The 14,472-nt window shown below is 61.7% G+C and carries 8 protein-coding genes and 1 tRNA gene; 4 read left to right on the forward strand and 5 right to left on the reverse strand.

Annotated elements, in window-relative coordinates; translation table 11 throughout:
- Positions 1-40: 40 nt before the first annotated feature.
- The 4 genes from M1E02_RS17300 to M1E02_RS17315 form a co-directional block, all read right to left on the reverse strand.
- The gene (locus tag M1E02_RS17300; RefSeq protein WP_479375428.1) at positions 41-232 is read right to left on the reverse strand and encodes a YbdD/YjiX family protein; all 192 of its coding nucleotides are present in this window, start codon (positions 230-232) and stop codon (positions 41-43) included.
- Complete coding sequence (locus tag M1E02_RS17305; RefSeq protein WP_479375429.1) at positions 232-2,529, reverse strand: carbon starvation CstA family protein; 2,298 nt, start codon at positions 2,527-2,529, stop codon at positions 232-234. Before M1E02_RS17305 ends, M1E02_RS17300 begins: the two co-directional genes overlap by 1 nt.
- A 249-nt stretch (positions 2,530-2,778) precedes the next feature.
- The gene (locus M1E02_RS17310; protein WP_479375430.1) at positions 2,779-3,324 is read right to left on the reverse strand and encodes a PadR family transcriptional regulator; all 546 of its coding nucleotides are present in this window, start codon (positions 3,322-3,324) and stop codon (positions 2,779-2,781) included.
- 128 nt (positions 3,325-3,452) lie between these two features.
- Entirely contained in the window at positions 3,453-4,436 is a 984-nt protein-coding gene (locus M1E02_RS17315; RefSeq protein WP_479375431.1) for an NAD(P)H-quinone oxidoreductase, read from the reverse strand.
- Between the two features lie 147 nt (positions 4,437-4,583).
- Here M1E02_RS17315 and M1E02_RS17320 point away from each other — a divergent pair.
- The 4 genes from M1E02_RS17320 (at position 4,584) to M1E02_RS17335 (ending at position 12,293) form a co-directional block, all read left to right on the forward strand.
- Positions 4,584-4,671 (forward strand) — tRNA-Ser (locus M1E02_RS17320).
- A gap of 328 nt (positions 4,672-4,999) precedes the next feature.
- Complete coding sequence (locus M1E02_RS17325; RefSeq protein WP_479375432.1) at positions 5,000-6,373, forward strand: CHAP domain-containing protein; 1,374 nt, start codon at positions 5,000-5,002, stop codon at positions 6,371-6,373.
- A gap of 236 nt (positions 6,374-6,609) precedes the next feature.
- The gene (locus tag M1E02_RS17330) at positions 6,610-7,395 is read left to right on the forward strand and encodes a VOC family protein (RefSeq protein ID WP_479375433.1); all 786 of its coding nucleotides are present in this window, start codon (positions 6,610-6,612) and stop codon (positions 7,393-7,395) included.
- A gap of 326 nt (positions 7,396-7,721) precedes the next feature.
- Positions 7,722-12,293, forward strand: coding sequence for an ExeM/NucH family extracellular endonuclease (locus M1E02_RS17335; RefSeq protein ID WP_479375434.1), 4,572 nt, complete (start codon positions 7,722-7,724; stop codon positions 12,291-12,293).
- 132 nt (positions 12,294-12,425) lie between these two features.
- On the opposite strand, the gene M1E02_RS17340 is transcribed toward M1E02_RS17335, so the two are convergent.
- A complete protein-coding gene (locus tag M1E02_RS17340) occupies positions 12,426-14,405 on the reverse strand; it encodes an FAD/NAD(P)-binding protein (RefSeq protein WP_479375435.1) in 1,980 nt (659 codons plus the stop codon).
- Between the last annotated feature and the right edge of the window lie 67 nt (positions 14,406-14,472).

The following is a 14,472-nucleotide window of genomic DNA, read 5'->3' on the forward strand; positions in this document are numbered from 1 at the left end:
GGCATGAACCGCCGGGACCGTTCATCCCCCACAGGTTACTTCAACAGCATCGTCCTTGCGGATTGTTGTCCTGACGGTCGGTCTTATCGCGCCAGAACTCCCGCTCGCTCAGGGGCGGGCCGTCATGGCTGGACGCAAGGTGGTGCTCCAGGTATTTCCGGTACGCGTCGGCACCGACCAGAGCCCCAAGATACTGGGCAAAGCCGCGGAACCCGGCCATGACTGCGTTCATCAGTGGTGTCCGGATTTCTCAAGCCGCCTGTCCGCAGGAAGCTTGTTCCATTCAGCCATCAGCGCCCGTTCCGCAGGGGTGGGAATCAGACCAGCGGGCGCGTAGACCCGCGATGCGCTCACCTGGTCCTCGTGGTCCTTGTTGGGGATGCCCGAGGCTGCGTTCCTGAAGGCCTTCACTGTGGCCAGTACTGCCGTGACGATGACGATGATGCTCAGCGTCACGAAAATCACCGACAGCCAGCCCTGCACCGTGGTGTTCCGCACAACGGCTTCCATTGCTGTCACCGTCTTGGCCGAACCGAAGGAGGTCTTGCCGTCTGCAAGCGCCTTGGAGAATGCGGCGTTATTGGCGAAGTAGCCCACGGCAGGGACCGGCGAGAAGATCTTGTGGAAGCTCGCCGTAATGGTGACGACGGCAGCAAAAGCCAGCGGCGCCGCCACGATCCAGATGTACTTGAAGGAACCGCGTTTGGCAGCAATGGCCATGCACACCGCCAAGGCAATGGCTGCCAGCAGTTGGTTGGCGATTCCGAACAGCGGGAACAGGGTGTTGATACCGCCGAGCGGATCGGTGACCCCCATCAGCAGAACCGCACCCCACGCCCCCACCATGACCGCCGTGCAAAGCCATGCCCCGGGCCGCCAAGACGCTTCCTTGAACTTGGGGACAAAGTTGCCGATGGAATCCTGCAGCATGAACCGCGCAACGCGCGTACCGGCGTCGACCGCTGTGAGAATGAAAAGCGCCTCGAACATGATGGCGAAGTGGTACCAGAACGCCATCATGGAGGTGCCGCCGATGAACTGCTGCATGATGTGCGCAAGTCCAACGGCCAGCGTCGGAGCCCCGCCGGTACGGGAAACGATGCTCTCCTCACCGACGTTGGCAGCTGTCTGAGCCAGGAAGTCCGGAGTGAGGTTCACCCCGGACAGCCCCAGGCTGTTGACCCAGGCCGCGGCAGTTTCCACGGTTCCGCCGGTCAGGGCGGCCGGAGAGTTCATCGCAAAGTACAGGCCGCGGTCGATGGAAATGGCGGCTACGAGGGCCATGATGGCCACGAATGACTCCATCAGCATGCCGCCGTAACCGATCAGGCGGCTCTGGCGCTCCTTTTCGATGAGCTTGGGGGTGGTGCCGGACGCGATGAGGGCGTGGAAGCCTGACAGCGCTCCACAGGCGATGGTGACGAACAGGAACGGGAACAATGCGCCGGAGAATACCGGGCCGTTGTCGCGGCTGGCGAACTCGCTGAAGGCCGGGACTGTGATTTCCGGGCGGACCACAATGATGGCCAGGGCCAGCATCACAATCACACCGATCTTCATGAACGTGGAGAGGTAATCACGTGGGGCCAGGAGCAGCCAGACGGGCAGGATCGCGGCGATGAATCCGTACACAATGAGGCCCCAGGCGATGGTGACCTTGTCAAGGTGGAAGAAGGCCGCACCCCACTCTGTGCCGGCCACGGCACCGCCGCCGATGATCGCAGCCATCAGCAAAACGAAACCGATGATCGATACTTCCAGGACCTTCCCCGGACGGATGAACCGCAAGTACACCCCCATGAACAGGGCAATCGGGATGGTCATGCCCACAGAGAAGACGCCCCATGGGCTTTCGCCCAGCGCATTCACGACGACGAGGGCGAGGATGGCAACGATGATCACCATAATGAGCAGCGTGGCCACGAGGGCGGCAGTGCCGCCGATCACGCCAAGTTCTTCACGGGCCATCTGCCCCAAGGAACGGCCGCCGCGACGCATCGAAAAGAACAGGACAAGGTAGTCCTGGACAGCCCCGGCAAGAACGACGCCGATAATGATCCAGATGGTGCCTGGAAGGTAGCCCATCTGGGCTGCGATGACGGGGCCCACCAGGGGGCCGGCGCCTGCAATGGCAGCAAAGTGGTGGCCGAACAGGACGTTGCGGTCAGTACGCACATAGTCTTTTCCGTCGGCCTTGTATTCAGCTGGTGTGGCGCGACGGTCATTCGGCTTGGTGATGTAGCGTTCGATCACCTTGGAGTAGAAGCGGTACCCGATCAAGTACGTGCAGACCGAAGCAAAGACAAACCAGATGGCGTTGACCGTTTCACCCCGGACAATGGCGAGCATGAACCAGGCCACGCCGCCCAAAAGTGCAATTGCTACCCACAGCCCGATCTTGGCCGGGGTCCATTTACTGTCTTCAGCTTCCCTGGCCTCATTCACCGCGGTAGCGGGAAGGGCCGGATCGCCTTCTAAAAGATCCTCCGACAATGTGTTCGGCGACTCTTCTTCGTACGTTTTTCCCACGTCTCCTCCTTGAGAACCCGGTAGAGCGTTGTGCTCGTTCCGCCGGGCAGAGCCCCACATCCCCCGACGCAGTGCTCACAGTACTTGACTGTTACCCTTCGTCGAAACATCATTACAAAGCGGTCAAATTGCGTGACAACGAGCAGCCCTGGGGTTGGCGCCGCGTCAGGGGGCAGGCCTGGCAATGGAGGAAGAGCCCCCGTTGGCTTGGCTGGAGCTGCCTTGGCCGAGGCTGCCCGGGCTGGCGTTTCAGGCGCTCCCGTTGGTGTTCTGGGAGAGCTGAATCATGCGGGCCTCACAGAGGTCAAGCCACCGCACCTCCGCCTCGGTCTGGAAAATCAGCGAGTCCAGCACAAGCAGCGAAGCGGTATCCACGGTGCGCTGGTTTCCGGCCGTGTCCCTGCGGGCTCTGGTGTATTCCTGGAGTGCAGCCATGGAAGCTGTCCGCTGGACTTGAATGATTGCACTGACGTCGACACCGGGGAGAGTAACCGCCAGGGCCAGTTTGATGGCGAGTTCGTTTCGTGGCGGGCTGTCCCGCTCTACCGGCGCGGCGAACCAGCTCTGAACCTGTTCCAGGCCCGCCCCGGTGATGCTGTAGATGACGTGCCCGGCGCCGTCGTCGCCGTCTTTCTTCACCAGACCGTCGCGCTCCAGGCGGTCAAGCGTGGTGTAGACCTGGCCGATATTCAGTGGCCAGGTGGCCCCGGTCCGGTCCTGGAATTCCACTCGCAATTGGTAGCCGTAGCGCGGCTGGTCCTGCAGTAGGGCCAAAAGGCTGTGACGAACGGACATTAGGCTCCCGCTGATAGCCGGACACAGGTACGCACGCGCCCCCAAGCTAGACGCGTGCATACCGCGTATAGAACCACCCTAGCGTTGGGGAACCTGATGGCAAAAACCCCACGCCGAAAAAATCGGATTTAGATGACCAACAGCACTTTGCCCATATGTTCGCCTGAGTCGAAGTATTCGTGGGCGGCCTGCACCTGGTCCAGCGGAAAAGTCTTGGCTACCAGAACCCTGATCCTGCCGTCTGAGACCAGTGGCCACACTGACTCCCGAACGGCGTTCATAATGACGGTCTTTTCCTCCGCTGGACGCGGACGCAAGGCAGTTCCGACGATCGCCGCCCGTTTGCCCAGCAGTTTCCCCAGGTCCAGCTCGCCTTTTGTCCCACCTTGAAGTCCGATCACGATCAGCCGACCATAATCAGCGAGCGCGTCGACATTCTGCTTCAAATACTTGGCCCCGACGACGTCGAGAATCACGTCGGCGCCCCGCCCGCCGTTCTGTGCACGGAGGCTCTCGCCGAAATCTTCCTCCGCATAATTGATGGCGATATCGGCGCCGAGGAACGCTGTTGCGGTGCTGACCTTCTCCGACGTCCCGGCAGTTGTGGCAACTTTGGCCCCGAAGGCCTTCGCCAACTGGACGGCCATGGTTCCGATGCCCCCGGTGGCTCCATGGATCAGCACAGTCTCGCCGGGCTGCAGTTGAGCCGTCATGATGAGATTGGAATAGACGGTAGCCGCCACCTCAGGCAACGCGGCCGCCGTGACCAGATCCACGCCGTCTGGAATCCTCAGAACCTGGCCGGCAGGCACGGCCACCTGCTCGGCGTATCCCCCGCCTGCAAGCAGGGCCACCACCTTGTCCCCCACGCTGAATGGCTTCGCAACGTCCGGCCCAAAGCCGGCGATCCGTCCGGACACCTCCAGTCCGGGAATCTCGGAAGCACCTGGAGGGGGCGGGTAGTGACCTTTCCGCTGCTGGACATCCGCCCGGTTCAGGCCTGCGGCGACGACGTCGACGAGCACCTCGCCGGGGCCGGGAACCGGTGCCGGGACGTTTCGGATTACCAGGGCTTCGGGCCCTCCGGGCTGCGAGATGTAGACGGCCTTCATTGAAAACTCCCCGATACCTAGCGGATTCCTGCACCCGGACAGTGGGCCGGGCTGCACTTTTTCCATTGTTACCGAAAGGCTCGCCTGAAGTGTTTCAGCAACGCTGTTTTTGTCGCAGCCAACTGCCTATGAAAGACTACTGTTACTGGAAGGTTGTCCGAGCGGCCGAAGGAGCTAGTCTTGAAAACTAGTGTGCGGTAACCCCGTACCAAGAGTTCGAATCTCTTACCTTCCGCGAGGCGCACAGTTTGCGCTGGTCAAAGACCGGTCGGGCTAGTTCAAGGACTAGTCCGGCCGGGCTTTGTCTTTTAAGCCTGAACCTGCATCTAAGGCCGAACCGCAGCCAACGGCACGGCGCTTCACTGACCCTATATCGCGGCCCCGCACACGAACCCTCCTGCAGTCCTTCTGACTGCCTGGCGTCTTATAACCGCGCAGTGAGCGCATCCTTCCGCTGACTACCCGGAGTCCGCCACACCCCAGCACCATTTGACAAGTTCAGTAATCAACTACAAGCTGTGCATGACAAAATCTGTCAACTCGGCAACACTTGGGGGAAACTCATGACAAAGATAGTAAACAGGCGCCTATTTCTAGGTACAAGTGCGGCCATGGCTGCTGCCGCTGCATCTGCAACTGTGGCCCCCTCAGCCTCAGCACTGTCCACGGCTGATGTAGACGGATTTGTCGCTAAGTACGACGGGAAGTATGTCAATGTTGACGGCGCTTACGGCGCTCAATGCTGGGATCTCTGGGAGCAGTACTGCCGGGAGGTTATCGGGGTCCAGAATATTTCGACGCAGCTTTCACCCAACCCCGGATACGCGGTAGCGCTGTGGGACGGTTACGTTGCTAACGGCGCCTCCGTCGCGTTCGATGCGATACAAGCCGATCAGGCTCCACGAAAGGGAGATGTAGCGATCTGGCAATCGGGCCAGGCGTACTACCCGCTATCTCACGTTGCTATTGTCTTGGGGGATGCGGGCTCCAACCTCTATGTCTTCTCGCAGAACTCCTCCCCCTCTCTGCCAGGCAATCCGTATCCCTCACAGTCCACGGGACCGTCTGTAAAACAGTACTTACCCAAAGCAGGCCTCGCCGGATACCTTCGCCCCAAAGCCTTGAATGGGGGAAGTGTTCCGCCGCCCGTAGCCTTTTCCCCGAGACTGGCAATAACAGATGCAGCCGGTCATGTCTCCGTCAAGGAAGGCAACCTCTATTCCGGGTGGGTCTCACAGGAAAGCGGCGCAAAGGGCTTCCACATATCTTCGAACCGAATCGGAGTCATCGACTCTACTGGTCTGGCGAGGGTCAAGGATGGCTCATTAACAGCCACCTGGGTCAATCAGCTTCCCAACGCAGCAAAAATTCGCGTCACTGAGACTCGAATCGGCGTACTCGCTACGGACGGCAACCTCTGGGTCAAGGAAGGCTCTCTCTACGCCGGTTGGACACAGGTTAACTCAAGCGTCACCGACTTCGATATGTCGGGGAACCGCATCGCCACCATCGGAGGCGGTGTGGTCAGTGTCAAGGAAGGAGATCTGTACCAGCCGTGGGTCACCCAGATCAGCAACGGAGCCAAGGTCAAGGTCGACGGGGACAGGATCGGCGTCTTGCAAACGAGTGGTGTCCTGCAGGTCAAAGCCGGAAACCTTTGGTCCGGGTGGACCCAGCAAGCCAGCGCAGTGGCCGACTTTGACCTCTCCGGAAACAGAATCGGAATAGTCGGCGCTAACGGATTGGCAAGCGTTAAGGAAGGCGACCTCAGCGCATCCTGGGTCAACCAGCTTGCCAATGTTTCCAAGGTCCGTATTACACAAAGTCGAATCGTCGTCGTCGGCACGAACGGAGACGTCTATGGCAAGGACGGCAACCTCTATGACGCATGGATCAAACAGACCGGCGGTGTTTCCGATGTAGAGGTCTGCAACTAGGTTGCTAGACCAGTAGCCGGCGCGGGCTAGTAGCATTTCATCTCTTGCCCACCTTCCGCGAACGAGTGCCCCAGGTTCTGAATTTTCATCAGAACCTGGGGCACTTTTCGCTTAAGTGCCATTGAAACGGTCGTACCCCCGGCATAGTGTCTGTCCTGTTGCCGCTGCCCCAACAACCATGTAGTGGCCACACCATGCTGTTGATGCACTCAACACTGACCTCACTAGGAGCAATCATGCCCACTCCTGATATCCAATCAGGCGATCCCTGCTGGATCGACCTCATGACCTCGGACACGGAAAAAGCGAAGTCCTTCTACGGCGAACTCCTCGGCTGGACCTTTGAAACGGGCGACCAGGAAATGTACGGCGGCTACATTTCGGCGGCCAAGAACGGCAAGGCAGTAGCCGGCATTATGGCCAAGCAGGAAGACCAGGCCGCTATGCCCGATGCTTGGACCACGTATCTGGCAGCGGAGGACGCCGCGGCAACCGCGACCGCCGTCGCCGAAAACGGCGGCCTGGTCTACATGGAGCCCATGGACGTCCCCGAGCAGGGACAGATGGCGTTCTTCGCCGACCCGGCGGGCGCCTCCTTTGGCGTGTGGCAGCGCCGTGAGCACCAGGGGTTCAAGATCGCCGCCGAACCCGGCGCCCCGGTCTGGCACGAACTCCACGCGAAGGACTACCCCGCAGCGGTCAAGTTCTACCAGGATGTTTTCGGCTGGGAGACGGAGGTCATGAGTGATGCTCCGGACTTCAAATACACCACCCTTGGAGCCGGGGATGCGGCAAGGGCGGGAATTATTGACGCTTCACTGTTCCTGCCCGAGCAGATTCCATCCCACTGGCAGGTGTATTTGGGGGTTGAGGACACGGATGCCGCCGTCGCCAAAGCACTTTCGATGGGTGCCTCCGTTCTCGAACCTGCCGAGGACAGCCCGTTCGGACGCGTAGCTACCCTCGCCGATCCGACCGGCGCCACCTTCAAAATCATCGAAGCTTTGGATCAGGGCGCATAAAGCACCAAACAGGAGCAGGAGGCCTCCAAGGCGCGCAGCTCCATGCCTTGGAGGCCTCTCAGCAATTTGCTGTAAAAAGTACCGGCCCGGAGCTTCCCTCAAAGCTACTGGCCGGTATTCTTTTGGCATGTCAGGGATGGAACGTTTCGCTGGGGGACGTTTCATGGAATGCACGCCCAAGTCATCCTGCGTTCATTCAACGCTGTTTTGATGTGCCGGAAACTACTTGACCAGGAGTAAAGGCCGGTCCCGGTGTCCGTTGGTACAACCCGGATGCCTTCAATGAGGTCCCTCACCCAGGGACACCCTAATGAGAGTCAGAGCGAATGCACCGTACACCTTGGAAAATCGCGCTGGGCACAGCGCTGGCGGCGGGGCTCATCACGCCGCTGGCAGCCGTCCCGGCCGTTGCGGCGGAGGTCTCACCTGCAGCAGGCACTTCACCAGTAGTCATCAACGAGGCCTACCTGAGCGGCGGAAGCGCGGGAGCCGCCTACAAGAACAAGTTCGTTGAGCTTTACAACAGCTCCGACGTCGCAGTGTCACTTGCCGGCTGGTCACTCCAGTACAGGTCCAGCGCAGGCACGGGAGTGCCGAACAATGTCACACCCCTTAGCGGCAGTATCCCCGCCAAGGGCCATTACCTGCTCAAGGGCGCCACTAACAGCGGCACGTCCACGGCAGCTGAGCTGCCCACCGCAGATGTGGTGGCCGCTGGCTTCAACCCATCCGGAACCAACGGAACAATCGTCCTGGCCAAGCAGGCAACCGCAGTCGACCCGTTGCCTACAGGCTCGGTGGTTGAAGCGGTTAACATCGCTGACCTGCTGGGATACGGGACCACCAACACCTACGAAACCCAGGCTGCCCCGGCCCCGGCCGGCAACACAGACGTTAAGAGCCTCAACCGCACTGGCGGGGCGGACAGCAACAGCAATTCAGCCGACTTCACCCTCAGCGCCTCGATTACCCCGACGGCCGCCGGCGCGGTGGATCCGGGTCCAGAAGATCCGGGTCCGGTAGATCCCGGTCCCACCACGCCGCCAACGGTGAAAACCATCGCGGAAATCCAAGGCACGGGCCCCGTCAGCCCTCTTGCCGGCACCACCGTTACAACCAAGGGCAAAGTCACGGCCTCCTTCCCCACCGGAGGATTCGCTGGTTTCTATCTCCAGACGCCAGGCACGGGTGGAGACCTCACTCCGGCCAACCACTCGGCGTCGGACGCTGTGTTTGTGTACTCGCCCTCAGCGGTGGGAACAGTCCAGACCGGTGACTTCGTGGAGGTGACCGGCGCAGTCAGCGAGTTCTTCGGAATGACGCAGCTGACGGCGTCTGACGCGAGCCAGGTAAGGAAACTGACTGAACCTGCCGCAGAGGTAAAAGCCACCGGCTTCAGCCTTCCCGCGGTGGAAACGTTCCGGGAATCCCTCGAGGGTATGCTTCTCGCCCCGCAGGGTGCCGTCACCGTCACGGATAACTACTCGCTGAACCAATATGGCGAGATTGGTCTGGCAGGCGGCACTACCCCTCTGGTCCAGCCAACCGCCGTGGCTCCTTATGGATCCGCAGAGCACACCGCAACCGTGGCCGCGAACGCTGCACGCGGCATCAAGCTCGACGACGGCGCCACCACCAATTTCCTCAAGGATGCGGCCACGAAGGCCCAGGTCCTGCCGTATCTGACGCCTGCTGATCCTGTCCGGGTAGGAGCTCCCGTCACGTTTACCACCAACGTGGTGCTCGGCTACGCCAACAACGCGTGGAAGCTCCAGCCGCTGACAGCTTTGACGGCCGGTAATGCTGCCTCTGCCCAGCCCGCAACCTTCGGCGGCACCAGGACAGACGCTCCCGCCGCTGTCGGAGGAAACCTGAAAATTGCCTCCTTCAATGTGCTGAACTACTTCCCCACCACCGGCGACCAGGTTGCCGGCTGTAATTTCTATACCGACAGGGATGGAAACCCCATCACGGTCAAGGACGGCTGCAACGTCCGGGGGGCGGCCAACGCTGAGAACCTGAAGCGCCAGCAGGACAAGATCGTGGCCGCTATCAACAAAGCCGGCGCTGACGTCGTTTCGCTTATGGAGGTGGAGAACTCAGCCCAGTTCGGCAAGGACAGGGATGCCGCGCTGGCAAAGCTGGTTGATGCCCTCAACATCCAGACCCCAGGGGTATGGGACTACGTTCGTACTCCGGCCAACGCTCCTCCGCTGGCCGACGAGGACATGATCAGGACTGCCTTTATCTACAAGAAGGCCACAGCAGTGCCAGTGGGCGAATCCATCATTCACAATGACACTGTTGCTTTTGCGAGTGCCCGGAAGCCGTTGGCCCAGGCATTCAAACCGGCCGGCGCGGCTGACGACAAGAAGTTCATCGCCATTGCCAACCACTTCAAGTCCAAGGGCTCGCCTCCCCCGGCGGATCCCTCGGACACGGACAAGGGCCAGGGCAACGCCAACCTGGCACGCACGGAGCAAGCCAAGTCCCTACTGGCCTTCTCCAACGAACTCCAGAGCACGCAGGGCACTGACAAGGTCTTCCTGATGGGAGATTTCAACGCCTACGCACAGGAGGACCCGCTCAACGTTTTCCGGGCGGCCGGTTATGTCAACCAGGACGAAAAGGCCCGCAACACCGACGGCTCAGCCAAACACTCCTACCTCTTCGGCGGACTGGTGGGTTCCCTTGACCACGTGCTGGCCTCCCCCGGCGCCAATGCGGTTGTTACCGGCGCTGATATCTGGAACATCAACTCTGTGGAGTCAGTGGCTCTGGAGTACAGCAGGTACAACAACAACGTGACCAACTACTACGCTCCTAATCAGTTCCGTGCCAGCGATCACGATCCCGTGGTGGTGGGCCTGGACCTGAAAACCGAAACTCCCGCGACCGCGGAGCTGAACTTCCTGGGCATCAACGATTTCCACGGCAGGATCGACAGCAACACCGTCCTCTTTGCCGGAACCATCGAGAAACTGCGTGCCGCTGCCCCTGGTCCCACCGCCTTCATCTCGGCCGGTGACAACATCGGTGCCTCACTGTTCGCCTCGGCCGTCGCCAAAGACCAGCCCACCATTGATGTCCTCAACGCCCTGGACCTGAAGGCCTCCGCAGTGGGAAACCATGAGTTCGACGGCGGTTTTGCCGATCTCCGGGACCGCGTCATTGCCGGGGGTGCCAACGCCAAGTTCCCGCACCTTGGGGCGAACGTGTACAAGAAGGGCACCACGGAGCCTGCATTGCCGGAATACACGGTGCTGGATATGAACGGCGTCCGGGTTGCCGTCATCGGAACCGTCACCCAGGAAGTCCCGTCGCTGGTCACTCCGGGAGGCATCACCGAACTGGAGTTCGGCGATCCCGTCGACGCCATCAACCGCGTCGCGGCCCGGGTCACCGCTGAAAACCTTGCCGACATCATCATCGTCGAAAACCACGACGGCGCCGGTTCAGGGGTCCCTGAAGGCGCCACTCTGGAGCAGGAAGTCGCAGCAGGGGGTCCCTTCGCGCGGCTGGTCAATGAAACATCCGCCGAAGTAGATGCCATTTTCAATGGGCACACGCACAAGGAGTACTCCTGGGACGCGCCTGTCCCCGGGGTAGAAGGCAAAACACGCCCCATCGTCCAGACCGGCAACTACGGCGAGAACATCGGCCAGATCCAGCTCACCGTGGACACGGCCACCATGGCAGTGACCGGGTACAAGGCCGGTAACGTCAAGCGGTTCGTACCCACTGCTACCGAGACAGCGGCGGATCTGGTCACCAAATACCCGCGCGTCGCGGCGGTGAAAGCCATCGTGGACAAGGCCATCGCTGACGCCGCTGTGATCGGCAACCAGCCAGTCGGCAAGGTCACTGCGGATATCACCACTGCGTTCAGCCCGGATCCTGCCGGCGGTCCTGCGAAGCGTGATGACCGTGCCAGCGAGTCCACTTTGGGCAACCTCGTGGCCGATTCGCTCGCGGCCACTCTGGGAAGTCCGGAACTCGGCGGAGCAGAAATCGGCGTCGTGAATCCCGGCGGGCTGCGGAACGAACTGTATTTTGCGCCTGACGGAACCATCACCTATGCCGAGGCCAATGCGGTGCTTCCGTTCGTCAACAACCTCTGGACGACGTCACTGACAGGTGCGCAGTTCAAGACGCTGCTGGAGCAGCAGTGGCAGACGAACCCTGACGGCACTGTTCCCAGCCGCGCCTACCAGCAACTGGGGCTGTCCAAGAACGTCAACTACACCTACGACGCCGCCCGGCCGGCGGGCGACCGGATCACCTCCATCCGCGTAGGCGGGGCTCCCATCGATCCGGCGAAGGCCTACCGGATCGGGACGTTCAGCTTCCTCGCCACAGGCGGTGACAACTTCAGGATCTTCAAGGAAGGGGCCAACACCAAGGACTCGGGGCTGGTGGACAGGGATGCCTGGATCAAATACCTGCAGGAACACAATCCCGTATCCCCCGATTTCGCCCGGCGAACCGTGGCCGTGGTGAACACGACGGCCGCCGAGGTCAAAGCCGGCGAATCCATCTCACTGGCTGTTTCCAAGGTGGATCTCACCTCACTGGGCAGCCCTGTGAACACTTCACTGAAGGCCGTCTTTGTTGACTCTGCCGGTGTGTCCACCGAGCTGGGCAGCATCGGCGTCTCCGGCGGCGCGGCCGCTGTGGACGTCAAAGTGCCAGCTGGCGCGGCTGTGGGAACGGCCACGCTTGTACTGACCGCGGTGGAATCCGGAACAGTGATCAAGACCGATGTCCGTGTGGCGTCCAGCGGACCTGTTCCGCCTGTCTGCACCGCACCGGTTCCGCCCGCCAAGTGGTACGACATCGGCGGTTGGATCAGGTACGCCTTCGCCCTCATTGAGTACCGGAAGTGCCTGAAGGGGTGACCTGAACAGGCAAAAGGGGCATGCCCTCCCGTAGTCGGAGGGCCTGCCCCTTTTTTCGCGCCCCGAGGGCATCAGGAAGGAGGCAGTCCACCGAGGCCACCCGGGAGAGGCCGCAGGAATTAAAGCGGGAAGCTAGAGTCCCAGAATGCCGCGGGCGATCTCGTCCGCGTCGCGCAGGGTCCGTTGCCCGCTCGGGTAGACCGGTCCTTGTTGCTGGCAGGCTTCGGCCGCGATCGCTGTTCCCCATTGCGCCGAGGAGAGCTGCAGGCCTAGGACGTACAGGCCGTTGGTGACGGAGCCATTCGTGGCGACGGTCCGGTACGGGTGGGGTTGTACATCAAGGCCGGACGTCTGCACCGGCGTACCCTCCGCAGTCATCATGAGGCGCGGCCTGACGAGCCCGTCGGCCAACAGCTGTTCCAGCAGCGGGGACTTGTTTCTTGCCACCCTGTTGGCCGGGGCCAGCGCTTCGATGAGCGTGCGGGCCTTGACACCGCCGGTCCTGACCCACGGCGAGGCTGCGGAGAACTGGCCGGCCGTCCTGTCGAGGCTGAACTTGGGATCGGGGCCTACAAAACTGACCACTCCGGCACGGGCGAGCGCCGCCAACTGCTCGGAACGCAAGGCAGGCGGACCGCTGGCGAGCCCTTCCACGAACGACTCGAACCAGCCGCGCAGCCCGCCGACCCACGACTCGTCGGTGATGCCGCCGTCGGCCACCGCCGATTTCAGCACCGCACGCCCGTGATGCAGGGCTCCAATGGTCATTTTGACGGGATCGTCTTCGCCGAGGGCTGAGCGGCGGGCGTCATCCTGCAGATAGTCCACGACGGCGGCGTCGAGGTCACTGCCGGAGGCGAAGGATCTGCCGGCCAACGGGGCCGCAAGCCCGAGAAGGTCAAGCCTGCTGGAAGGCACAACATGGGCCGTGACCACCCGCTCCACTTCGTTTTCCCACTTAACGGTGCTGTGCGCATGGGGACGCAGGACGTCCTCAAGCGCCTTTAGGAAAAGGGCCGGTTCGTTCACTGCGACGGGGCTCACCCTTACCAGCGTGGTGTAGTAGGCCCAGAGGGCATCACGGTGCAGCAAGGGCCATAAATCATGGTCGAACGAGGGGACGATCCCTGCTGCGGAAAACCTAGCCAACGCAGCCTTCGTCAGGTACCTCAGAGTCACCGCACCCGGGTAGTAGCCAGCAAGGGTTGCCTTGGCCCGGTAGGGTGTTCCGCGCCGGGAAGCCGCAATAATCTTTGGCTCCTGGCCTGATGGCAGGTACTCCAGCCCGAAGCGGCCGGAAGATCCGGGAGGACCCTGACAGACAGCGTCCACATACTTCCCGCCCCGTCCCTCCGTGAGCTGCCCCATCACGTCAAAGAAGTTCAGGCCCATCCCACGGACCAGCACGGGCTCCCCTGCCGGCACAACGGACCAATCCACATCTGCTGGTGCCGCGGGCGGCAGGTAGAGCAGGCCAAACTGGCGGGCGCCCGACTGCAGGGCGCGCTGCTCCGCGTTAAGCCTTGCTTCCAGATGACCCAGGGCCAGCACCACAGAGTGAACGGCGAGGGAACCGCCGTCGCCGAGCCCGACGTCGAACGTTCCGCTCCCCGTGCGCCGAACCGAAACGGCAGAGGTTTCGTGGAACTGGACGGTGACGCCGTCAGGAAGACGGCCAAGCAATTCCTCAAGGGTGGTCCGCAGGTAGCGGCCATACAATGCACGGCTGGGAAAATCTCCGGCTGCGAGGGTGGCGAGTTCGGCCCGTTCCTCAGCGGACAGGGAAGGGGCGGGCCGCTGCTGCTGGTCCTGCCGCCACCGGTCAAAAGTGCGTCCCGCCAGAGGTGGGGCCAACAGCGGATCTTCGGGGATCAGCGTCGGGTAAAAAGACTGTGTATTCATGAGGTAGAGCCTGGACTGACCGGGCTGCCACACATGCCCCGGACCGGCGGGGTAGGGGTCCACAACGTCAATGTGGAGGCTTCCGGCGTCGGCAGTGCCCTTTTCGGATGCAGGGCGGGCTGCCCAGTTGGCCAGCAGGCGTTCCAACACGCTGGTACCCCTGGGTCCGGCGCCTATCAGTGCCGTCCGGATCCTTTGAGATGTGCCCACGGCATCCAGCGTATCCGCATGTGGGGCACGCGCTTGACTTGCTAGCGGTGTACGGAAGTTGCTTGGA

It is taken from the genome of Arthrobacter sp. Z5-13 (assembly GCF_056499105.1).